This window comes from Streptomyces sp. NPDC033966 (genome assembly GCF_055575955.1).
The window spans coordinates 435144-457372 of record NZ_JBVIRQ010000004.1 but is presented as its reverse complement, the minus strand read 5'-3'; the positions used below and the strand labels follow the sequence as shown (position 1 = coordinate 457372).

Genomic DNA, 22229 nt, shown 5'->3' with positions numbered 1-22229 from the left:
ATTTCATGCCAGCCTGGCAAAACGTGTCAGACACTCGGTACGCTCGCCCCATGAACCGTTACGAAGGACGTCGCGTCCTCATCACCGGCGGCGGCTCGGGCATCGGCCAGGCCACCGTCCACCGCATTCTCTCCGAGGGCGGCCGCGTCCACGCCGTCGACGTGAACGAGGCCGGCCTGAAGGCCACCGCCGAGCAGGCGGCCGCCGATGGCCACGGCGGCCGGCTGACCACCGCCGTCCTGGACATATCCGACGAGGCCTCGGTCAAGGAGGGCGTCGCCGCCGCCGTCGACGCCCTCACCGGCATCGACGTACTGGTCAACGCGGCGGGCATCCTGCGCTCGGCGCACACCCACCAGACCACGCTCGACCTGTGGAACCAGGTGATCTCGGTCAACCTGACCGGCACCTTCCTGATGATCCGCGAGTCGCTCCCGGCGCTGCTGGCCGGCGAGCAGCCCGTCGTCGTCAACTTCAGCTCCACCTCGGCGAGCTTCGCCCACCCCTACATGTCCGCCTACGCGGCCAGCAAGGGCGGCATCCAGTCCATGACCCACGCACTGGCCGCCGAGTACAGCAAGCAGGGCCTGCGCTTCGTCTCCGTCGCCCCCGGCTCCATCGAGAGCGGCATGACCACCGGCACCGGCCCCGGCCTGCCCGAGGACACCGACTGGAGCCTGTTCGCCAAGCTCGCCCCCGCCCTCGGCCAGGGCTTCGCCGGCCCGCAGACCGTCGCCGGCGTCGTCGCGATGCTGGGCTCCGAGGACGGCGCCTTCATCACCGGCACCGAGATCCGCATCGACGGCGGCACGCACTACTGATCAACCGCGGAACCGGTCCCAGAGCCGGGGGAAGCGCTCCGCCAGCACGGCTTCGTTCTCGAAGTCCAGCGGAGTGCCCTCCGGCTCCTCCGCCTGCAACGGGATGCCCAGGTCCGGGGCGACCACCCCGGTGAGCTGCTCGTACGCCTCGTCGGCCGCGTACCCCAGCTCCTCACCGTCCCCGTCGATCTCCTCGTCGAACTCGCCCAGCAGCTCCGCCAGCCGGTCCGGATCGTGCACCGCGCCCTCGAAGACCTCCCGGCCCTGCCCGATCAGCCAGCACCGGAAGTAGTCGAACGCGTCGTCGCTCGCCCCGTCGAGCAGCACCCACGCCGCGCCCCACAGGTCCCAGGTGTACGCCCGGTTGTACCGGGACTCGAAGTGCCGTGCGAAGTCCAGCACGGAGTCGGGGTCGAGCTGCGCCAGCCGTTCCACGAGCAGCTCGGCATGCTCCTCGGGGTCGCCCTCGGCGGCCTCGCGGGTACGGTCGACGATCTCCCAGAACTCCGTCTCGTCCATCACGGGATCCAGCATCACGGCTCCACCCCCGCGTCGCCACCGCTCGTACGGCCAAAGGCCGGTGTCCGACCCCTTTGGGGGGTGGACACCGGCCTTCGGTGTTCGGCGGGACACGGCTCAGAGGCCGTAGCGCTCCCGGGCCTCCTTGACGGCGGACGCCGGAACCTCGCCGCGGCGGGCGAGCTGGGCCAGCGCGGCCACCGCGATCGACTGGGCGTCGACACCGAAGTGGCGGCGGGCGCCCTCACGGGTGTCGGACAGACCGAAGCCGTCCGTACCCAGCGAGGTGTAGTCCTGCGGGACCCACTGGCTGATCTGGTCCGGGACCTGGCGCATCCAGTCGGAGACCGCCAGGACCGGGCCCGGGGCGCCCTCCAGCACGCGGGTCACGTACGGGGTGCGCTCCTCGCCGCGCAGCAGCGCCTCGTCGCACTCCAGCGCGTCGCGGCGCAGCTCGCCCCACGAGGTGGCGGACCACACGTCGGCGGCCACGTTCCAGTCGGCGGCGAGCAGCCGCTGCGCCTCCAGGACCCAGTGGATCGCCGTACCCGAGGCCATCAGCTGGATCTTCGGGGCGTCGGCGGCCGGGGCGGCCTCCAGGGCGGCGGCCGTGTTGAAGCGGTACAGACCCTTGAGGATGCCCTCCTCCACGCCCTCGGGCATGGCCGGCTGGACCTTCGGCTCGTTGTAGACCGTCAGGTAGTAGAAGACGTCCTCGGGCTGCTCGCCGTACATCCGGCGCAGACCGTCCTTGACGATCACCGCGATCTCGTACGCGAAGGCCGGGTCGTAGTTGAGCGACGCCGGGTTCGTGGACGCGATCAGGTGCGAGTGGCCGTCCGCGTGCTGCAGGCCCTCACCGGTCAGGGTCGTACGACCGGCCGTGGCGCCGACGATGAAGCCCTTGCCGAGCTGGTCGGCGAGCTGCCACATCTGGTCGGCGGTGCGCTGCCAGCCGAACATCGAGTAGAAGATGTAGAACGGGATCATCGGCTCGCCGTGCGTCGCGTACGACGTGCAGGCGGCGATGAAGTCGGCCATGGCGCCGGCCTCGGTGATCCCCTCGTTGAGGATCTGGCCGTCCTTGGCCTCCTTGTAGTACATCAGCTGGTCGCGGTCGACCGGCTCGTACGTCTGGCCCAGCGGCGAGTAGATGCCGGCCGACGGGAAGAGGGACTCCATACCGAAGGTGCGGGCCTCGTCGGGGACGATCGGCACCCAGCGCTTGCCGGTCTCCTTGTCCCGCATCAGGTCCTTGACGAGGCGGACGAAGGCCATGGTGGTGGCCATCTCCTGCTTGCCGGAACCCTTGAGCAGCGGGGCGAAGGAACGGTCCGCGGGGGCGGGCAGGGCGACCTGCTTGACCTTGCGGGCCGGGGCGGGGCCGCCGAGGGCCGCGCGGCGCTCGTTCAGGTACTGGACCTCGGGGCTGTTCGCGCCCGGGTGGCCGTACGGGACCACGCCGTCGGCGAAGGCGCTGTCCGGGATCGGGAGGCCAAGGAGGTCGCGCATGTCCTTGAACTCGTCGATCGTCAGCTTCTTCATCTGGTGGTTCGCGTTCTTCGACTCGAACCCGGCGCCCAGCGTGTAGCCCTTGACGGTCTGCGCGAGGATGACCGTCGGAGCACCCTTGTGCTCCAGGGCGGCCTTGTACGCGGCGTACACCTTGCGGGGCTCGTGGCCGCCGCGGGAGGTGTGGAAGCACTCGGCGATCTTCGCGTCGGAGAGCACACCGGCCAGCTGCACGAGCTCGGCGTTGGCGCCGAAGAAGTGCTGGCGGATGTAGGCCACGTCGCGGGTCGCGTACGTCTGGAACTGCGCGTCCGGTACCTCGCGCAGGCGGCGTACCAGGGCGCCCGTGGTGTCCAGCTGGAACAGCTCGTCCCAGGCGGAGCCCCACAGGGTCTTGATGACGTTCCAGCCGGCGCCGCGGAACTGGGCCTCCAGCTCCTGCACCACGCGGAAGTTGGCGCGGACCGGACCGTCGAGGCGCTGCAGGTTGCAGTTGATGACGAAGGTCAGGTTGTCGAGCTGCTCGCGGGAGGCGAGGGCCAGGGCGGCGGTCGACTCGGGCTCGTCCATCTCGCCGTCGCCGAGGAAGGCCCAGACGTGCGAGTTCGCGGTGTCCTTGATGTTCCGGTTCTGCAGGTAGCGGTTGAAGCGCGCCTGATAGATCGCGGAGAGCGGGCCGAGGCCCATGGAGACCGTGGGGAACTCCCACAGCCACGGCAGGCGCCGCGGGTGCGGGTAGGACGGCAGGCCGTTGCCGCCGGACTCCTGGCGGAAGTTGTCGAGCTGCTGCTCGGAGATGCGCCCGTCGAGGAAGGCGCGGGCGTAGATGCCGGGGGAGGCGTGGCCCTGGATGTAGAGCTGGTCGCCCGATCCGTCGGCCTCCTTCCCGCGGAAGAAGTGCTGGAAGCCGGTCTCGTACAGCCACGCGGCGGAGGCGAAGGTGGCGATGTGGCCGCCGACGCCGTACTTGGAGCCGCGGGTCACCATGGCGGCCGCGTTCCAGCGGTTCCAGGCGGTGATCTTGGCTTCCATCTCCTGGTCACCCGGGAACTCGGGCTCCGCGGAGGTGGGGATGGTGTTGACGTAGTCCGTCTCCAGCAGCTTCGGCAGGGCGAGGCCGGCGGCCTCGGCGTGCTGGAGGGTGCGACGGAGCAGGTATTCGGCGCGGCGCGTACCGGCGGCCTTGGCGACGGCGTCGAGGGAGGCCGCCCATTCGGCGGTCTCTTCGGTGTCGCGGTCCGGGAGCTGGTCGAGCTCGCTCGGAAGCTTTCCTACGGGGTCGGACATCGGTGTGCGCCGCCTTCCGGACAAAGGAGAGGAGGTGGTGAAGAAAACCCTGACGGGCAGGACAGGGTCGATGGACCCGGTTGGGGCCCGCAGTGACTGTAAGTCCCTGATCGATGATCGATCAAATAAAAGTGACTAATATTCGCCGCTGTGACGAAAGTCGGCACCCGGTGCCATGAATTCAGGCACCCGGTGCCGGTTTCATCAGTACATGCCACCGGGCCTGCGATCCGCTGGAGGATCGCTAAAACTCCCAGGTCAGACGAGGTGGGGAAGGATCAGGCGCTGCGCGGGGCGCAGCCCAGGACGTGCCGCTTCACCAGCACCCCGATGTCGGGGTCCTGGCTGCGGAACGCCGCGACGAGGGCCTCGTGCTCCTCCGCGTAGGACTTCTGGACGGTTCCCAGCCATCGGATGGACAGGGCGGTGAAGACCTCGATGCCCAGGCTCTCCCAGGTGTGCAGCAGCACGCTGTTCCCGGCCGCCCGCACCATCTCCCGGTGGAAGCCCACCGTGTGCCGCACCTGCGCCGTGCCGTCCTGGATCCGGTCGGCCTCCCACAGGGCCGCCACGTGCGGCTCCAGGGCCGAGCAGTCCCTCGCCAGCTTCGGGGCGGCCAGCTCGGCCGCGATCTGCTCCAGGCCGGCCCGGACCGGGTAGATCTCCTCCAGGTCGGCCGCGGAGAGGTTCCGTACCCGGACGCCCTTGTTCGGCGCCGACTCGATCAGCCGCAGCGTCTCCAGCTCGCGCAGCGCCTCGCGCACGGGCGTCTGGCTGACCTCCAGTTCGACGGCGATCCGGCGCTCGACGATCCGCTCGCCGGGCTTCCAGCGGCCGCTGACGATCCCCTCCACGATGTGCTCGCGGATCTGCTCGCGCAGCGAGTGCACGACGGGTGGGGTGATCATCGGGTTTCAACTCCTGTGTGTGCGGACACGCGGGGCCTGATGCGTAGACAATACGGCCGTCGTGGCCTGCTCCGATGCGTTCGCGGTCCGGGACGCAGGGTGAGGCTCGTTACAACGACGGCGCCCCCGCCCGGACGAATCCGGACGGGGGCGCCGCAAGCGACAGCCGGGGCTGTGCGCCGGGCCTTACAGGCCGAGCTCGACCTCGAACTCGCCGGCCTCCAGGATCGCCTTGACGGCGCTGAGGTACCGGGCCGCGTCCGCGCCGTCCACCAGGCGGTGGTCGTAGGACAGGGTCAGGTACGTCATGTCGCGGACGCCGATGACGGTGCCCTCTTCGGTCTCGATGACCACCGGGCGCTTGACCGTGGCACCGATGCCCAGGATCGCGACCTGGTTCGGCGGAACGATCACCGTGTCGAACAGCGCACCGCGGGAACCGGTGTTGCTGATGGTGAAGGTCGCGCCGGACAGCTCGTCCGGGGTGATCTTGTTGCCGCGGACCTTGCCGGCCAGGTCGGCCGTGGCCTTGGAGATGCCCGCCAGGTTGAGGTCACCGGCACCCTTGATGACCGGGGTCATCAGGCCCTTCTCGGAGTCCACGGCGATGCCGATGTTCTCCGAGTCGAAGTAGGTGATGGTGCCCTCGTCGTCGTTGATCCGGGCGTTGACGACCGCGTGGGCCTTCAGCGCCTGGGCAGCGGCCTTGACGAAGAACGGCATCGGGGACAGCTTGACGCCCTCGCGGGCGAGGAAGCCGGCCTTGGCCTTCTCGCGCAGCTTCATGATCTTGGTGATGTCCACCTCGACCACGGAGCTGAGCTGCGCCTGCGAGTGCAGGGCCTTCATCATGTTGTCGCCGATGACCTTGCGCATGCGGGTCATCTTGACCGTCTGACCGCGCAGCTCGGACACCGCGGCCGGAGCCTTGGCGGCCGGGGCGGCAGCGGCGGCGGCCGGAGCCGGAGCAGCGGCGGCCTTGGCGGCCTCGGCGGCGGCCAGGACGTCCTGCTTGCGGATACGGCCACCGACACCGGTGCCCGTGACCGTCGACAGGTTGACGCCGGACTCCGAGGCGAGCTTGCGCACCAGCGGGGTCACGTACGCGCCCTCGTCGCCGGAGACGGCGGCGGGAGCGGCCGGGGCCGGAGCGGCGACCGGAGCCGGGGCGGCCGGAGCGGCGACCGGAGCCGGAGCGGCCACGGGGGCGGCCGGGGCGACCGGAGCCGGAGCGGCGGCGGCCGGGGCGGCCACGACCGGAGCCGGGGCGGCGACCGGAGCGGCCGGGGCGGCCGGAGCCGGAGCGGCAGCGGCGGGGGCGGCGGCCGGAGCCGCGCCCGCGACACCGATGACGGCGAGACGGGCGCCGACCTCGGCGGTCTCGTCCTCGCCGACCAGGATCTCCAGCAGGGTGCCGGAGACCGGCGCGGGGATCTCGGTGTCGACCTTGTCCGTGGAGACCTCGAGCAGCGGCTCGTCGGCCTCGACGGACTCGCCGACCTCCTTCAGCCAGCGGGTGACGGTGCCCTCGGTGACCGACTCGCCCAGCGCGGGCAGCACGACGTCGGTGCCGGAGGCGGCGCCCGCCGGAGCGGCGGCCGGAGCAGCCGGGGTCTCGGCCGGTGCGGGGGCGGCCGGGGCCTCGGCGACGGGGGCCGGAGCGGCCGGAGCCGCGGGGGCCTCGGCGGCGGGGGCGGCAGCGGCGGCCGGGGCGCCGGAGCCGTCGTCGATGACGGCCAGCTCGGCGCCGACCTCGACGGTCTCGTCCTCGGCGACCTTGATGGAGGCCAGGATGCCGGAGACGGGGGAGGGGATCTCGGTGTCGACCTTGTCGGTCGAGACCTCGAGCAGCGGCTCGTCGGCCTCGACGCGCTCGCCCTCGGCCTTGAGCCAACGGGTGACAGTGCCCTCGGTGACGCTCTCGCCGAGCGCCGGAAGGGTTACGGAAACCGGCATGGTTTCAGTTGCTCCTAACGAAAGTGCGGAAGTGGTCGTCGCGCCCGTGACGATTAGTCGTGTGCGTGAAGCGGCTTGCCGGCCAGGGCCAGGTGGGCCTCGCCGAGGGCCTCGTTCTGGGTCGGGTGCGCGTGGATGAGCTGCGCGACCTCGGCCGGCAGGGCCTCCCAGTTGTAGATCAGCTGGGCTTCGCCGACCTGCTCGCCCATCCGGTCACCGACCATGTGGACGCCGACCACGGCACCGTCCTTGACCTGGACAAGCTTGATCTCGCCCGCGGTCTTCAGGATCTTGCTCTTGCCGTTGCCCGCCAGGTTGTACTTCAGGGCTACGACCTTGTCCGCGCCGTAGATCTCCTTGGCCTTGGCCTCGGTGATGCCGACGGAGGCGACCTCCGGGTGGCAGTACGTGACGCGCGGGACACCGTCGTAGTCGATCGGCACGGCCTTCAGGCCGGCCAGGCGCTCCGCGACGAGGATGCCCTCGGCGAAGCCGACGTGCGCGAGCTGCAGGGTGGGGACGAGGTCGCCCACGGCCGAGATGGTCGGCACGTTGGTCTGCATGTACTCGTCGACCAGGACGTAGCCGCGGTCCATCGCGACGCCCTGCTCCTCGTAGCCCAGGCCCTGGGAGACCGGACCGCGGCCGATGGCGACCAGCAGCACCTCGGCCTCGAAGGTCTTGCCGTCGGCCAGCGTCACGCGGACGCCGGTCTCGGTGTACTCGGCCTTGTCGAAGAAGGTGCCGAGGTTGAACTTGATGCCGCGCTTGCGGAAGGCGCGCTCCAGGATCTTCGAGCTGTTCTCGTCCTCGACCGGGACGAGGTGCTTGAGGCCCTCGATGACGGTGACGTCGGTGCCGAAGGACTTCCACGCCGAGGCGAACTCGACGCCGATGACGCCGCCGCCCAGGATGATCGCGGACTGGGGCACGCGGTCCAGGACCAGCGCGTGGTCCGAGGAGATGATCCGGTTGCCGTCGATGTTCAGGCCCGGCAGCGACTTCGGCACGGAGCCGGTCGCCAGCAGGACGTGGCGGCCCTGGATGCGCTGGCCGTTGACGTCGACGGAGGTCGGGGAGGACAGACGGCCCTCACCCTCGATGTAGGTCACCTTGCGGGAGGCGACCAGGCCCTGCAGGCCCTTGTACAGGCCCGAGATGACCTCGTCCTTGTACTTGTGCACACCGGCGATGTCAACGCCCTCGAAGGAGGCCTTGATACCGAACTGTCCGGCCTCGCGTGCCTGGTCGGCGATCTCACCGGCGTGCAGCAGAGCCTTCGTGGGGATGCAGCCGTTGTGCAGGCAGGTGCCGCCGAGCTTGTTCTTCTCGATCAGCGCAACGTCGAGACCCAGCTGGGATGCGCGGAGAGCCGCGGCGTAACCGCCACTGCCACCGCCGAGGATCACTAGGTCGAAAACGGTGCTGGCGTCGTTCGCCACGTCACGTCCTCCATGCATGTGCGCCGGGCACCGGTCCTCTGTGACCGGGCGGCGGCTGGTAATCGGCCGCTTGTTTCTTCGGCCCTGTGGTGGGGGCCCTGTCCTGCCGAGAACCCATCTTCGCATTTGTCGGGGGCAGGCGGGACGCCGGGCCCCGGGTGTGGACCGTCGTTCTGCCCGAGATGAGGGTTACCCGTGCGTAGAAACCTACTGATCCTCGACGTTTCTTCCAGAGCGAACGCGCCCCGGGACCCTGATCCGGGTCCCGGGGCGCGGCGCGCGTCACAGCAGGCGTCTCACGGGGTGATACGCGGGACGCCCGGGCGACGGGGGCCGGTGCGTCAGCCCAGGTCGCCCGTGGCGGTGCGCTCGGCCAGTCGCACCAGGGTGCGCACGGCGGAGCCGGTGCCGCCCTTGGGGGTGTAGCCGTACGGGGTGCCCTCGTGGAAGGCCGGGCCCGCGATGTCCAGGTGCGCCCAGGTGATGCCCTCGCCGACGAACTCCTGCAGGAAGAGTCCGGCCACCAGGCCGCCGCCCATCCGCACGCCCATGTTGGCGATGTCGGCGGTGGGGGAGTCCATGGTCTTGCGCAGGTCCTCGGGGAGCGGCATCGGCCAGGAGGCCTCGCCGACCTCTTCCGCGATCTCGTGGATCGAGGTGCGGAAGGCGTCGTCGTTGGCCATGATCCCGAAGGTGCGGTCGCCGAGCGCCAGCACCATCGCACCCGTCAGGGTGGCGACGTCGACGATCGCGTCCGGGTTGTCCTCGGAGGCCTTGGTCAGCGCGTCGCCCAGGACCAGGCGGCCCTCGGCATCCGTGTTCAGGACCTCGACGGTCTTGCCGCTGTACATGCGCAGCACGTCGCCGGGCTTGGTGGCGGAGCCGGAGGGCATGTTCTCGGCGAGCGCGAGCCAGCCGGTGACGTTGACCTGGAGACCGAGCTTGGCGGCGGCGATGACGGCGGCGAAGACGGCGGCGGCGCCGGACATGTCGCACTTCATCGTCTCGTTGTGGCCGGCCGGCTTCAGGGAGATGCCGCCCGAGTCGTAGGTGATGCCCTTGCCGACGAAGGCGAGGGTCTTCTCCGCCTTGGCGTGGGTGTACGAGAGCTTCACCAGGCGCGGCGGGTTCTCGGAGCCCTTGCCGACGCCCATGATGCCGCCGTAGCCACCCTTGACCAGGGCCTTCTCGTCGAGGATCTGGACCTTGACGCCGTTCTCCTTCGCGGTCGCGGAGGCGACGGCGGCGAAGGCCTCGGGGGTGAGGTCGTTCGGCGGGGTGTTGATCAGGTCGCGGGCGACGTTGACCTCGGTGGCGACGACGGTGGCGCGCTCGGCCGCTGCCTTGTGCTCCTTGTCGCGCGGCTTGGCGCCGAGCAGGGCGACCTCGGTCAGCGGCTGCTTGGGGCCGCCGTTCTTGGCGGCCTTCTTCTCCCCGCCCTGGTAGGCGGTGAAGGCGTACGCGCCCAGCAGCGCGCCCTCGGCGACGGCGGTGACGGCGGAGGCGTCGTCCAGGGGGAGGGCGAACGCGGCCTTCTTCGAACCGTGCAGGGCGCGGGCGGCGGAGCCGGCGGCGCGGCGCAGGGCCTCCTCGTCGAAGGACTCGTCCTGCTCAGGGGCCGTACCCAGGCCGACCGCCAGCACGACCGGGGCCTTGAGGCCGGCCGGGGCGGGCAGCTTGGTGGTCTCGCCCTCGACGCCCGTGGCGCCGAGCGAGTCGAGCACGGCGGCGAGCTTTCCGTCGAACGCCTTGTCCACGGCCTCGGCGCCGGCGGCCACGACGAGCCCCTTCGGGCCCTTCGCCACGCCGACCACGAGGGCGTCGGCGCGCAGCGTCGCAGCGCCGGCAGTGCTGAGAGTCAGAGCAGTCACGGTGGTGAAGTCTCGCTTCCGTTTGTGTTAGTGGGCGCTTTGGTCGCGTCGGGGTCACCGGCCGCTCCGCAGCGATCGTATTCGGGCCCGGCGGCCGCCGGAAACGAGCCTACGCGCAGGCCGTCGTCCGTACGCCACTGCAAGGTTTGTCAAGCTGTTCGATCAATGCGCTGCCAGGTTCACCCATCTGTGGACTCTGCTCCAGGTTTGCCCCTTAGAGCTGACGGGGTCCGAGAGACTCGCATCACTCTGGCAAGGGGACGTGGGGTCCTTTTGCATGATTTCCACAGTGCCTCCCCGCCCCGGCCTTCCGCCATGGGCCGTCGTCGAGGGATGCCTGCGGGGGGAAGGCCGAAATGGTCAACAAGAACCGGATGAACAGGGCCGCCGCGGCGATGGCGGCCGCAGCCCTGATGTCCGTGGCAGTACCCGCCGCCACCGCCCGGGCGGCGGCCGTGACGCCGCGCATCGACCTGAAGGTGCTCGTCGTCGACGACGGCGGCAGCTCGGTCGGGGCGATCACCGCGCAGCTCAAGGACACGGGGGTCCCCTACACCCGGGTCGACCTGGCCGGTGCCGGCCGCCCCGTCATCGACGCGGCGTTCCTCGCCGACACCGTCGACGGCCGCCCCCGGGCCAAGTACCAGGGGGTCGTACTGCCCAACGAGAACCCCTTCGGCGAGGGCTCCCCCGAGATGGCGGCGCTCACCGCGTACGAGACGGCGTACGGGATCCGCCAGGTCGACGCCTACACCTGGGCCCACCCGGGGGTCGGGCTCGAGTACACGGACAACGGGGGCTACAGCGGCCAGCTCGACGGCACCCAGGCCGCCGTCACCGCGGCGGGCAAGGCGGGCCCCTTCGGCTACCTCGGCGGTCAGGTCACCTTCGAGGACAACTCCGCCGTGATTCCGGAGAGCTACGGCTTCATGGGCAAGCCGCGCACCGGCTACACCAGCTACCTGGACGCCCCCGTCACCGGCGGACGCGCCTCGCTCGTCGGCGAGTACACCCACGACGGGCGCAGCGAACTCGTCGTCACCTTCGGCTACAACCAGCACCAGCAGCAGTTCCGGCTGCTGGCCCGGGGCATCGTCGAGTGGCTCACCCAGGGCGTCCACCTCGGGCAGGAGCGCAGCTACTTCGCGGTCCACGTCGACGACGTCTTCGCCCCGGACGCCCGCTGGAACAAGGAGCTCAACTGCACGCCCGGCGACTACGCCTGCGCGGGCGGCGAGGGCAAGGAGAGCACCATCCGGATGACCGCCGCCGACGCCCAGTACGCGGCGCAGTGGCAGACGTCCAAGAACTTCAAGCTGGACATGCTCTTCAACGCGGGCGCCGGCGAGGAGTGGAAGACCGAGAACGGCGGCACCGACGCGCTGACCGCCCAGCTCGTCGCCGACCGGGCCAAGTACCGGTGGATGAACCACACCTACACCCACCCGTTCCTCGGCTGCGTCCAGGACGTCAGCACCACGCCCTGGAGCTGCACCAAGAACGCCCAGGGCGCGATCACCTACATGAGCCGCGCCGAGATCGCCGCGCAGATCCGCGACAACAACAACTGGGCCGCGGCCAAGGGCATCACCACCGACCGCTCCGAACTGGTCACCGGCGAGCACTCCGGGCTCAAGACCCTCCCGCAGCAGCCGCAGGACAACCCCAACCTGGCCGGCGCCCTCGCCGACAACGGGGTCAAGTGGGCCGGCAGCGACAACTCCCGCGAACCCGAACAGCGGGCCGTCGGAGCCGCCCTGACCGTCCCCCGCTACCCGATGAACGTGTACTACAACACGGGCACCAACGCGGAGATGGCCGACGAGTACAACTGGATCTACACCAGCCGCGCCCACGGCGGCAGCGGCATCTGCGAGGACAACCCGGCGACCTCCACCTGCCTGCCGGCCCCGCTGGACCCCGACACCGGCTACCTGGACCACATCGTCCCGGCCGAGGCGCGCACCGCCATGCGCCACGTGCTGGCCAACGACCCGCGGCCGCACTACGTCCACCAGTCCAACCTCGCCGAGGACCGCACCCTCTACCCGGTGCTCAACCAGGTCCTCGACACCTACCGGGCGCTCTACGCGCCCAGCGCGCCCATCGTCAACCAGAGCATGAAGGACACCGGGATCGAGCTCCAGCGCCGCGCGGCCTGGGACAAGGCCGTCGCCGCCGGCAAGGTGACCGCCTACAAGATCGGCAAGGACGTCGTCGTCAAGGCGCCCTCCGGACTCGTCGCCCCGGTCACCGCCCCGAACGGGACGAAGAAGCAGCTGCTGCTCGGCACCGCCGACTTCGGCACCGCCTACGCCGGAACCCGGTCCGCCTGGACCGCCCCCGAGCTGCTCCAGTCACAGGTCACGCTCAAGCTCCTCTGACCCGCCCGTACCACCCGCGCCACCCGTCCCGGCCGTACTGCCCGTACCGCCGCCCGGACGACCCGCGGCGCACGTAACACCCAGAGCCGGCGCTCCACGCACGCACCACGGGCGCCGGCCCCTTTTCCGTCCTGGGGGGACACACCGCATGAGCCATGGGCGTCATGTCACCATGCTCACCGAAGGCACCTACCCGCACGTCCACGGCGGCGTCAGCACCTGGTGCGACCAGCTGGTACGCGGCATGCCGGAGGTCGACTTCAACGTCATAGCCCTGACCGGCTCCGGACGAGAGCCGGTCACCTGGGAGCTGCCGCGCAACGTCTACCGGCACACCGCCGTCCCGCTCTGGGGCCCACCGCCGGCCCGCACCCGCGGCTCGGCCCTGCGCGGCAGGGCCCGCCGCCGCTTCACCGAAACGTACGAAACCTTCCTGCTCTCCCTCATCGACCCGCCCCCAGCCACCGCCGGGGGGACCCCCGGACACGGGGGCTTCTCCGAGGCCCTGGGCGAACTCGCCCGCCTCGCCCGCGCCGGCCGGCTCGCCCCGGCCCTGCGCTCCGAAGCGGTACTGCGCCTGCTGATGACCGTATGGACCCGCCCCGGCCTGGTCACCGCCGCCGCCGAACCCACCATCCACGACGCGCTCACCGCCACCGACCTGCTGGAACACGCCCTGCGCCCGCTCTCGGTACGGATCCCGCCCGACAGCGTCGCCCACGCCGTCAGCAGCGGCCTCGCCACCCTCCCCGCCCTCGCCGCCAAACGCCTGGACGGAGTGCCCTTCCTCCTCACCGAGCACGGCATCTACCTGCGCGAGCGCTACCTCGGCTACCGCAGCGCCGCCCAGCGCTGGCCCGTCAAGGCCCTGATGCTGGGCTTCTACCGCGAGCTCAACTCCGAGGGCTACCGGCAGGCCGACCTGATCACCCCCTGCAACCAGTACAACCGCCGCTGGGAAGAACGCGGAGGCGCCGACTCCGAACGCATCCGCACCGTCTACAACGGTGTCGACCCGCACGCCTTCCCCGAAGCCGGCTCCGAACCCGAAGTACCCACCCTCAGCTGGTGCGGCCGCATCGACCCGATCAAGGACCTCGAAACCCTGATCCGCGCCTACGCGTTCATGCGCGAAGAACTCCCCGCCCTGCGCCTGCGCCTCTTCGGACCCGTCCCGGCCGGGTGCGAGGACTACAAGCTGCGCCTGGAGAAACTCGCCGCCGAACTCGGCGTCGGCGACGGCATCACCTACGAGGGCCGCATCGACCAGGTCGCCAAGGCCTACGCCGCCGGCTCCGTCGTCATGCTCTCCAGCATCAGCGAGGGCTTCCCCTTCAGCATCATCGAAGCCATGTCCTGCGGCCGCACCACCGTCTCCACCGACGTCGGAGGCGTTCGCGAGGCCGTCGGCGACACCGGACTCGTCGTCCCGCCCCGCGAGCCCGAGACCATGGCCCGCGCCACCCTCGCGCTCCTCCGCGACGACGAACGCCGCGCCGAACTCGGCCGGATGTCACGCACACGGGTCGTCGAGAAGTTCACCCTCCACCAGTCCGTGGACGGCTTCCGGCACATCTACCGCGAGCTCGCCGACCAGACGCGTGCCGGCCAGGCAGGCCTGCCCGTCCGCACGGACGCCGACTGGACCCAGCGGCTCGCCGACCCCTGGTACAAGGACCCCTGGAACAAGGAGCTCGCGGCCGACGGGAGCATGTGGTGAGCGGATCCCTCTGGCTCAAGCCCCCCGGCCCGGAAGGCTCCTGGGTCCACGTCGGCCGCCCGGCCCCCGCCGGACACACCGACACCCTGCCCGACCTGCCCCGGCCCCGCCCCGGCGGGCCCGGGGGCCCGGCCGCCGACCCCATGGACGAACTCGCCGACCGGATCGGCCCCTTCGCCGGGGCGGCCGTCCACCCCGACGAGATCGCCGCCATCCTCGAATCCGACGGGATGACCGACGAGTACATCCGGCTCACCTACGGCCGCCAGGACTCCTTCGCCCTCGCCGAGGAGCTCTACGCCCGCGTCCCCCGCTCCTTCCCCGAACCCGACCGGCTCCCCGACCCCTGGAAGGTCCCCCTCACCGCCTGCCTGCTGCGCGGGCTGATCTTCGCCCTGCCCGGCCTGGCCTACGTCCTCGGCGCCCCCCTCCTCGAAGGCCCGCCCGACCGGCTCGGACTGCCCGCCGGCACCCTGACCCTCCTCGCCGGAGCCCTCATCGGCTGGGTCTGGGACCAGAGCCTGTCCCACCGCGCCTACTCCTGGCTCGGCCTCGGCGACCGGCCCGCCGCCGGACGCACCCTGCTCGTCGGCGCCCCCGCCGGGGCGTTCCTCGGCACCGCCGCCGCCTTCGCCGTCCCCGGCGGGCCGCCGTTCTCGTACGCCTTCGCCGCAGGCCAGGCCGTCTACGTCGGCGCCGCCACCGTGCTGCTGGTACTGGGCCGCGAACGGCTGCTGCTCGCCGCACTCGCCCCCATGGCCGCCGGCGCGGTCCTCGCGCTGTTCACCGACCCGCCCGTGCCCGTACGCGTCACCCTGCTGCTCGTATCCCTGCTGGCCGCGTGCACCCTCGCCCTGCGGGAGCTGCCGCTCGCCGCCGGCGTACGGGCCGGGGTGCGCAGGATCCACCGCTGGGCCGAACGCCGCCCGGGCGAAGGCGGCCCGGTGCGCTGGCGGATGCTGCGCGGCGCCGAGGAGGAGCACACCCGGCGCGGACCCCGCATCGGGGACTCCGCGCCCTACGGGGTGTTCGGCCTCGGCACCGGCCTCCTCGTGCTGTACGCCGCGCTCGGAGAGGTGCTCGGCGGCGGCCCCGCCGAGGCCGTCGCCGCCCCTTCCGCGGTGGCCCTCACCCTCAGCATGGGCCCCGCCGAATGGCTGCTCCACCGCTTCCGCAGCGGCAGCCTCGCCGGGCTGCGGGCGGCCCGCTCGCCGCGCGCGTTCCGGCGCCGGATGCTCGCCACCCTGGCCCGCTGCCTCACCGTGTACCTGGCGGTGCTGCTCGTCCTCGGCGTCACCGGAACCCTGCTGTGGCCGCACGCCCCCGGCCTGACCGGACTCCGCGTCGCGACCCTGCTGCTGCTCGGCGCCGTGATGTGGACCGGGCTGCTCCTGCAGTCCTTCGGCGCGGTCCGCCCCGCCGCCGTGGTCTGCTCCGGCGCGGCCTTCGCCCAGAGCCTGGCCCTGCTGGCCGGGATCGGACAACCCCGCCTGGTCCAGCTGGCGGTGGCCGGCACCGCGGCGGCGGCCCTCGCGGTGCTGGTCTGCCTGTTCCTCGGCCGGGCCACGGCACACCGCTGACCCCATTCCATCCGCCCGTACGAGAAGACGAAGGTCCCCATGCTGCTGGTGCCGCTCTACGAGCACCCCGCCGACCGGCCCGAGGAGTGGGAGCGGCTCATCCGCTCCGCCGGACAGCTGCACTCGGTGGTGCTCAACCCCGACAGCGGACCCGGCCGCGCCCCCGACGAACGGTTCGCCGCCGTCGCCGCCCGGCTCCGCGACGCCGGCGTGCCCGTCCTCGGCTACACCGACACCGACTACGGGCGGCGCCCGCACGCAGCCGTCGTCCAGGACCTGCTGCGCCACCGCGACTGGTACGGGGCCGACGGCGCCTTCCTCGACCAGGCCGCCGCCGACCCGGAACTCCTGCCCCACTACGGCCGGCTCGCCGTCGCCGCCCGCGCGGCGGGGGCCCGTACCCTCGTCCTCAACCACGGGGTCCACCCACACCCCGGGTACCTCCGGCTCGCCGACCTGCTCGTCACCTTCGAAGGCCCCTGGGACGCCTACCGCGACAAGGCCGCGACCCCGCCGCCGTGGACCGCCGACCACCCCGCCCTACGGTTCTGCCACCTCGTGTACGCGGTCCCGCCGGACGCCCCCGCCGCCGAACTCGCCGCCAAGCGCCACGCGGGGGTGCACTGCGCGGTCCCCGGCACCGGGGCCCACCCGTGGGGCACCCTCCCGTACGCCCTGGAGGCAGCCGGATGAAGCGTTTCCCCACCGTCCTGGCCGCGAGCAGCGCCACCGCCCTGCTGCTGCTCACGGCGGCCTGCACCGCCGAACCGCACGACGACGAGAGCCCGGCCCCCGGCCCCTCCTGGCCCTCCCAGGCCCCGGGCGAACGCTGGCAGCCCCGCCCCGGCACGCCCTGGCAGTGGCAGCTCACCGGCAAGCTGGACACCTCGGTCGACGTGCCCGTGTACGACGTCGACGGGTTCAACACCACCAAGGAGGAGGTCGCGGCGCTGAAGAAGGACGGCCGCCGCACCATCTGCTACATCTCCACCGGAGCCTGGGAGGACTTCCGCCCGGACGCGGGCGACTTCCCCGACTCACTGCTCGGCAAGGGCAACGGCTGGAAGGGCGAGCGCTGGATCGACATCCGCCGCACGGCGGAGCTGGAACCGCTGATGGCGAAACGCTTCGACATGTGCCGCGACAAGGGCTTCGACGCGGTGGAGCCCGACAACATGGACGCCTACCACAACACCTCCGGCTTCCCGCTCACCGCCGACGACCAGCTGAGGTTCAACCGCTCCATCGCGAAACTCGCCCACGACCGAGGCCTCGCCGTCGGCCTCAAGAACGACCTCGACCAAATCCCGCAGCTGGTCGGCGACTACGACTTCGCGGTCAACGAGCAGTGCGCCCAGTACGACGAGTGCGAGGACCTGACCCCCTTCATCAAGGCGGGCAAGGCCGTCTTCCACGTCGAGTACGAACTCCCCGCCTCCCGCTTCTGCAAGCAGTCCCGCCGCCTGCAGCTCAGCTCCCTGGAGAAGAAACCGGACCTGGGGGTGTGGCGCAGGGCATGCTGACGGGCCCGCTATCTCCCCCTCGACCCCCCGGGGCGGGGCGGCAGTTGCCCACCCGCCTCCCCGTCTGCGGGCCGGTGGGGTGGGGGCGGTGTCCTGGCGGGGCGGTCTCAGGGCCGGTTTGGGGGTTTCCCGTCAGTCCGATCGTCCTTCCGTGTCGTGCCGGCCTGTCAAGGGCGCTCCCTTCGGTCGCGTCACTTCGTGATCGCCTTCGGCGACCCTTGACCGACCGTCCCGCCCCGGAAAGCCGAAAGACTGCCGGGAAACCCCCAAAAGAACGGCACGGTCCATGGTTGGAGGGGCGGCCGTGTCAGCGATGAGGCGACGGGGCCGGGCGTTGGCCGGCCGGGCATCCGGGCCCTCAAGAGCCGAGATTCCGGGCCGGGGCCCGCCTACGCGCACGAGAGGTTGATCAGAGCGACCTGCGGACCACCCAGGCGCGCCAGATCGCTACGCGCTCCTCATTTCTCGGCGTCAGTAGCCCGTCTTGGGCTGATACCTGCACCAGAGGATGAACAGAGCAGCAGGGGAAGCCGACAGGCGCGTCAGATGGATCCCGGATGCGCCGTCGGGGCTCGCTGGTGATCGACTGTTCGGGCAGGGATTTCAGGGACGCTTTCCAGGCACCGAGTCGGTCGAGGGTGGCAGGACGTGCCAGGCTCTCTCAAGTGGCAACGTGTGGCCGGTCATCGACTGGATGTCGCTCTCGAGTGCCGCGCGGGAGCGCAGGGCCTGAAGGTGTTGGGTGGTATAGCGCTGGTGGGCAGTGGAGCTGGACCATAGCGTGGTGACCAGGTAGCGGTCCGCCTCCAGCCGGGTGACGACACCCGTGAGCATGCCGCCGGCCGCTGCCATGCCTGGAGCCCACACCGTGCGCTGGACGTCGAGGAAATGCTCTTGGCGTCCGGGCAGTAGTCGGCAGTCGGCGACCCGTAGGAGAGTGGCGCGTTCAAGAGCACGGGGCAGGGCTGTCTCCCCCGGCATCTCCAAGACGACCTCGCCGGTGGCGACCTCGATCGCGGAGCAGCTGGCGCTCTGCCGGTTGCCGGCGAACACCGAGTCGTGCCGCTCCTGCATGAAGCCCAGGTACGCCTCCGCGTCGGTCCACAGTCCCAGCAGATGAGCACAGCCGGTGGCCGGGTCCCAGCCACCGACCTGCCCGACCAAACCTGGTTGATCACTGATCGTCGACCAGACGCGCTGGGCCGCAGAGAACTCTCCCCGCGCGGTCACCGGCACCTTGCAACTGATCCATTTGCCCCACATGGGCAGCTTCCCTCCCGGGCGCGAACACGACGAACCGACGTAAGGAATCATCGATCGCAGACCCCGACCGACGTATCGGCCAGCGGACGCAGCAAACCTGGGACCAGCGAAGTAAGACCTGAGGCGTACCCGGAGGCCTCCCAGCAGGAGCCGAGCCGCCGACACGCACTCGGGGCACTCACCTACTGGCGGACGTTCTTGGCCAGGTTCTCGGCGATCCACGGGCGTCCCAGACGCAGCAGTTCCGTACGCGCTTCTCCGTTGTCAGCGTCCGGCGGGTGTCCTGGGCTGGTCGAACACGTACGGTGTGCCTCGTTCCCATAGTTCCTCGGCGTGGTCGGCGAAGCGGTCGAACATGCCCTCCTTGCTCTGTCGGCGCAGGTGGAACATGGGTGAGTCGTGTCCGATGACACGAGCGAGATGGGGCGTGACGAGGGCGTCGGAGTCGAAGCGGAACACGCTGAGGCCGACGTGGTTGGTGGCGTCTTCCGGGGCGCTGACGCGGACTTCCAAGCCGTCCAGGGGACCGAGTCGGTCCAGCTGTTCGAGGGTCATGCGGATGCGAGTGGAGACGGTCAGGGCCGCGTCCTCGATCGCCTCGCGCTGTCGAGTGGTTTCGCCGTTCGGGTCTCCCACGAGGAAGCGGATCCGACATCCGCTCTCGACCTTCTGCCGGATGATCCCGGCGAAGTCGGGGATCATGGTCCAGAAGAAATAGTTCGTGTACCCGGACAGCAGCATCTCGGCGGTCGTTTCAGCGACCAGCTTCGCCCACGTCGTGGATGAGCACGCGGAGCGGTAGGGGTAGGAGTGGACCAGCTCCTTGTCCTGTCCGACCTTCACGCGGGTGGTCACTGCTTCGGGCCAGATCATGCGCTCTTCAACTCCCAACACCCGAGCCGCATCCGCACGGTTTCGAGCATGCGGCACCAGCCCGGGATCCGCTAACCAGCGACTGACGGTCTTCCCGGATACTCCCACCCGATCAGCCAGCTGATGCGGCCTCACGCCGGCGTCGGCCATAGCTGAACTCAAGGCCGTGTTCAAGAGCCCTCCACTGGACATTTGGGCGTTCTCCGGAACATAGCGCGGAACGGCCCAACCGTCCTTGGATAAAGGCAGATACGTCCATACGTGGGGAGCAGGCTGAGTTCGTCGATGACCGAGTGCAGGAGGGTCTGATGGACGGGTATGAACGCGCGGTCAGGGGCGGGGTCGTGCTGACTTTCCCTGACCGGTTCACCTCACTGGAACAGCTGGTGGCCACCTTGGCCGTCGTGTGCTCGGACGAGCACGACCGGGCCCGCCGCGTATTCGGTGAGGGCTACGAACGGCGGTTGCCGATTCTCGGTGGTGGGGGCCACGACGGCATGTGCCTTCGAGGAGGACCCGATGAGTGAGCAGTGCGAGTACGTCCCCCACCGCTTGCTCCGCCGCCGGGTCCGCGACATCGCCTCCGGCACCGAAGGCGTCCTCATGGCCGTGATCAACGAGAACGTCTCGGACACCGGCATCGAGCGCTGGATGGAGCTCGCCTACATCCGGGGCGCATCCGGCCGCGAATTCACCACCGCCGCCACCAACGTCGTACCCGCCCCAGACCAGCCCCGGACGGTCGTGGGCCGCCGAGACGGGAGAAGCGCGTAGCGATCTGGCGCGCCCACGCGCTTCCCGCGCTGCTCTGGTCGCCCTCTGGTGCGGGTATCAGCCCCGGGCGGTCGTCGGACGCTGAGACGACAGGAGCGCGTAGCGATCGGGTGCGCCTGGATGCTCCGCAGGTTGCTCTGATCAACCTCTCGTGCGCATGTCGCGCCACGGGCCCGGAATCCGGCATCACGGGCCCGGATGCCCGGCCGGCCAAGGCCCGACCCCGTCGCCTCATCGCTGACGAGGCCGCTCCTCCTCTCCTGCCCCGTGACCGTTCTTTTGGGGGCTTCCCGTCAGTCTTTCGGCTTTCCGGGGCGGGTCGGTCGGTCAAGGGTCGCCGAAGGCGATCGCGTAGCGACGCGACCGCAGGGAGCGCCCTTGAGGGACCGGCCCGACACGGAAGGACGATGGGACTGACGGGAAACCCCCAAACCAGCTGCGAGACCGCCCCGCCAGGACACCGCTCCCCACCCCACCGGCCCGCACCCGGGGAGGCGGGTGGGCAACCACCGCCCCGCCCCGGGGGGTCGAGGGGGAGATAGCGGGCCCGCACCGCAAGCCCCGTACGCCCCCGCCCCGCCCCCGCCCCCGCCCCCGCCCCCCTCACGCCGGCAGGATCGCGTGTACCCGGAATCCGCCCCCGTAGCGGGGGCCCGCGAAGCAGGAGCCGCCCAGGGCGCCCGTGCGTTCGCGCATGCCGAGCAGGCCGTGGCCGCCGCCCGGGTCGATGTGGGCCGGGGCCGAGTCCGCCGAGTCGCCGCCGTCGTCCAGTACGGTCACCTCCACCGAGGCCCCGACCCGGACCACGCTGACCTCGGCCTGCGCGCCCGGGCCCGCGTGCTTGCGCACGTTGGTCAGCGCCTCCTGGATCACCCGGTACGCCGCCAGGTCCACGGCCGCCGGCAGCAGCTCGGTGCCGGGGCCCAGCTGGACGGTCGCCGCCACGGGCAGGCCCGCGTGCCGGAAGGTGTCCAGGAGTTCGTCCAGCAGGGCCAGCCCCGGCGCGGGTTCCGTCGGGGCCTCCGGGTCGCCGGACTGGCGCAGCAGGCCGACGGTGGCGCGCAGCTCGTTCAGCGCGCTGCGGCTGGCGTCCCGTACGTGGGCGAGGGCCTCCTTCGCCTGGTCGGGCCGCTTGTCCATGACGTGCGCGGCCACTCCCGCCTGGACGTTGACCAGGGCGATGTGGTGGGCCACCACGTCGTGCAGGTCCCGGGCGATCCGCAGCCGCTCCTCGGCGACCCGCCGCCGGGCCTCCTCCTCGCGGGTCCGTTCGGCCCGTTCGGCCCGTTCCCGTATGGCGTCGACGAAGGCCCGTCGGCTGCGCACCGCGTCGCCGGCGGCGGCGGCCATCCCGGTCCAGGCGAAGATGCCGATGTTCTCCTGCGCGTACCAGGGCATCGGGCCGGCCGGCATCGCCACCCCGGTGAGCCCTGCCATCGTCAGGAGCCCGATCCGCCAGGTGGTGGGCCGGTCGGTCTGCGCGGCCACCGTGTACAGGGCGATCACCGCGCTCATGGCGACGGGCGCCCTCGGGTCCCCGGTGGTCAGCTCCAGCAGCGACAGCCCGCAGGTGACGGCGAGGACCGTACGCGGCCGGCGCCGCCGCAGTACGAGGGCGGCGGCGCTGAGCAGCATCAGCAGCAGGGAGAGGGGCTCGGGGGTGCGCGTGCCGAAGGTCGGCCCGTGCGGCCCGTGCGGGTCGGCGAAGGACCCGACGACCATGGAGACCAGCGCCCCGAACGCGAGCACGGCGTCGGTGGCGAGTGGATGCGCCCGCATCCACTGCCGGGTGGCGG

Annotated in this window: 17 protein-coding genes; 8 read left to right on the top strand and 9 right to left on the bottom strand. The window is 71.1% G+C overall.

Translation table 11 applies throughout. The features are described from left to right. The first annotated feature begins 50 nt into the window (after window positions 1-50). Window positions 51-821: an SDR family NAD(P)-dependent oxidoreductase gene (locus ACZ518_RS14360; RefSeq protein WP_469113322.1), complete on the top strand. Its 771-nt coding sequence runs from the start codon at window positions 51-53 to the stop codon at window positions 819-821. On the opposite strand, the gene ACZ518_RS14355 is transcribed toward ACZ518_RS14360, so the two are convergent. The 6 genes from ACZ518_RS14355 to ACZ518_RS14330 form a co-directional block, all read right to left on the bottom strand. Next, complete coding sequence (locus tag ACZ518_RS14355) at window positions 822-1343, bottom strand: DUF4240 domain-containing protein (RefSeq protein WP_469113485.1); 522 nt, start codon at window positions 1341-1343, stop codon at window positions 822-824. Between the two features lie 114 nt (window positions 1344-1457). Continuing rightward, window positions 1458-4139 carry a pyruvate dehydrogenase (acetyl-transferring), homodimeric type gene (aceE, locus tag ACZ518_RS14350; RefSeq protein WP_469113321.1) on the bottom strand — a complete coding sequence of 894 codons (2682 nt, stop codon included), beginning with the start codon at window positions 4137-4139 and terminating at the stop codon, window positions 1458-1460. Between the two features lie 278 nt (window positions 4140-4417). After that, entirely contained in the window at window positions 4418-5044 is a 627-nt protein-coding gene (locus tag ACZ518_RS14345) for a GntR family transcriptional regulator (protein WP_469113484.1), read from the bottom strand. Between the two features lie 189 nt (window positions 5045-5233). Then, window positions 5234-7003, bottom strand: coding sequence for a 2-oxoglutarate dehydrogenase, E2 component, dihydrolipoamide succinyltransferase (gene sucB / locus ACZ518_RS14340; protein ID WP_469113320.1), 1770 nt, complete (start codon window positions 7001-7003; stop codon window positions 5234-5236). Window positions 7004-7056: 53 nt separating this feature from the next. Beyond that, a complete protein-coding gene (lpdA, locus tag ACZ518_RS14335; RefSeq protein WP_042800828.1) occupies window positions 7057-8445 on the bottom strand; it encodes a dihydrolipoyl dehydrogenase in 1389 nt (462 codons plus the stop codon). A 341-nt stretch (window positions 8446-8786) separates the two neighbouring features. Then, window positions 8787-10316, bottom strand: coding sequence for a leucyl aminopeptidase (locus ACZ518_RS14330; RefSeq protein ID WP_469113319.1), 1530 nt, complete (start codon window positions 10314-10316; stop codon window positions 8787-8789). Window positions 10317-10672: 356 nt separating this feature from the next. Here ACZ518_RS14330 and ACZ518_RS14325 point away from each other — a divergent pair, with 356 nt between their 5' ends. The 5 genes from ACZ518_RS14325 (at window position 10673) to ACZ518_RS14305 (ending at window position 17523) form a co-directional block, all read left to right on the top strand. Continuing rightward, a complete protein-coding gene (locus ACZ518_RS14325) occupies window positions 10673-12700 on the top strand; it encodes a hypothetical protein (protein WP_469113318.1) in 2028 nt (675 codons plus the stop codon). 148 nt (window positions 12701-12848) lie between these two features. Next, window positions 12849-14420: a GT4 family glycosyltransferase PelF gene (pelF, locus tag ACZ518_RS14320; RefSeq protein WP_469113317.1), complete on the top strand. Its 1572-nt coding sequence runs from the start codon at window positions 12849-12851 to the stop codon at window positions 14418-14420. After that, a complete protein-coding gene (locus ACZ518_RS14315; RefSeq protein ID WP_469113316.1) occupies window positions 14417-16000 on the top strand; it encodes a hypothetical protein in 1584 nt (527 codons plus the stop codon). The genes pelF and ACZ518_RS14315 overlap by 4 nt, the downstream gene beginning before the upstream one ends. 39 nt (window positions 16001-16039) lie before the next feature. Beyond that, on the top strand, window positions 16040-16693 hold the full coding sequence (locus tag ACZ518_RS14310; RefSeq protein WP_469113315.1) for a spherulation-specific family 4 protein: 654 nt from the start codon (window positions 16040-16042) through the stop codon (window positions 16691-16693). Next, complete coding sequence (locus ACZ518_RS14305) at window positions 16690-17523, top strand: endo alpha-1,4 polygalactosaminidase (protein WP_469113314.1); 834 nt, start codon at window positions 16690-16692, stop codon at window positions 17521-17523. The genes ACZ518_RS14310 and ACZ518_RS14305 overlap by 4 nt, the downstream gene beginning before the upstream one ends. A gap of 603 nt (window positions 17524-18126) precedes the next feature. Here ACZ518_RS14305 and ACZ518_RS14300 read toward each other — a convergent pair. Then, a complete protein-coding gene (locus ACZ518_RS14300; RefSeq protein WP_469113313.1) occupies window positions 18127-18786 on the bottom strand; it encodes a DUF4937 domain-containing protein in 660 nt (219 codons plus the stop codon). A 264-nt stretch (window positions 18787-19050) separates the two neighbouring features. Then, complete coding sequence (locus ACZ518_RS14295) at window positions 19051-19659, bottom strand: XRE family transcriptional regulator (RefSeq protein ID WP_469113312.1); 609 nt, start codon at window positions 19657-19659, stop codon at window positions 19051-19053. 308 nt (window positions 19660-19967) lie between these two features. Between ACZ518_RS14295 and ACZ518_RS14290 the strand changes: the two genes are divergently transcribed. Together ACZ518_RS14290 and ACZ518_RS14285 are read left to right on the top strand one after the other, a co-directional pair. Next, window positions 19968-20186 carry a hypothetical protein gene (locus ACZ518_RS14290; RefSeq protein WP_469113311.1) on the top strand — a complete coding sequence of 73 codons (219 nt, stop codon included), beginning with the start codon at window positions 19968-19970 and terminating at the stop codon, window positions 20184-20186. Beyond that, window positions 20179-20433: a hypothetical protein gene (locus ACZ518_RS14285; RefSeq protein ID WP_469113310.1), complete on the top strand. Its 255-nt coding sequence runs from the start codon at window positions 20179-20181 to the stop codon at window positions 20431-20433. Before ACZ518_RS14290 ends, ACZ518_RS14285 begins: the two co-directional genes overlap by 8 nt. 603 nt (window positions 20434-21036) lie before the next feature. Here ACZ518_RS14285 and ACZ518_RS14280 read toward each other — a convergent pair. Continuing rightward, window positions 21037-22212: a sensor histidine kinase gene (locus ACZ518_RS14280; protein WP_469113483.1), complete on the bottom strand. Its 1176-nt coding sequence runs from the start codon at window positions 22210-22212 to the stop codon at window positions 21037-21039. Window positions 22213-22229: the final 17 nt, after the last annotated feature.

Coding starts and splice junctions, on each gene's coding strand:
- ACZ518_RS14325 (WP_469113318.1), top strand. CDS start 10,673: ATGGTCAACAAGAACCGGATGAACAGGGCCGCCGCGGCGATGGCGGCC.
- ACZ518_RS14310 (WP_469113315.1), top strand. CDS start 16,040: ATGCTGCTGGTGCCGCTCTACGAGCACCCCGCCGACCGGCCCGAGGAG.
- ACZ518_RS14360 (WP_469113322.1), top strand. CDS start 51: ATGAACCGTTACGAAGGACGTCGCGTCCTCATCACCGGCGGCGGCTCG.
- ACZ518_RS14295 (WP_469113312.1), bottom strand. CDS start 19,659: ATGATCTGGCCCGAAGCAGTGACCACCCGCGTGAAGGTCGGACAGGAC.
- ACZ518_RS14285 (WP_469113310.1), top strand. CDS start 20,179: ATGAGTGAGCAGTGCGAGTACGTCCCCCACCGCTTGCTCCGCCGCCGG.
- ACZ518_RS14280 (WP_469113483.1), bottom strand. CDS start 22,212: ATGCGGGCGCATCCACTCGCCACCGACGCCGTGCTCGCGTTCGGGGCG.
- sucB (WP_469113320.1), bottom strand. CDS start 7,003: ATGCCGGTTTCCGTAACCCTTCCGGCGCTCGGCGAGAGCGTCACCGAG.
- ACZ518_RS14290 (WP_469113311.1), top strand. CDS start 19,968: ATGGACGGGTATGAACGCGCGGTCAGGGGCGGGGTCGTGCTGACTTTC.
- aceE (WP_469113321.1), bottom strand. CDS start 4,139: ATGTCCGACCCCGTAGGAAAGCTTCCGAGCGAGCTCGACCAGCTCCCG.
- ACZ518_RS14300 (WP_469113313.1), bottom strand. CDS start 18,786: ATGTGGGGCAAATGGATCAGTTGCAAGGTGCCGGTGACCGCGCGGGGA.
- pelF (WP_469113317.1), top strand. CDS start 12,849: ATGAGCCATGGGCGTCATGTCACCATGCTCACCGAAGGCACCTACCCG.
- ACZ518_RS14305 (WP_469113314.1), top strand. CDS start 16,690: ATGAAGCGTTTCCCCACCGTCCTGGCCGCGAGCAGCGCCACCGCCCTG.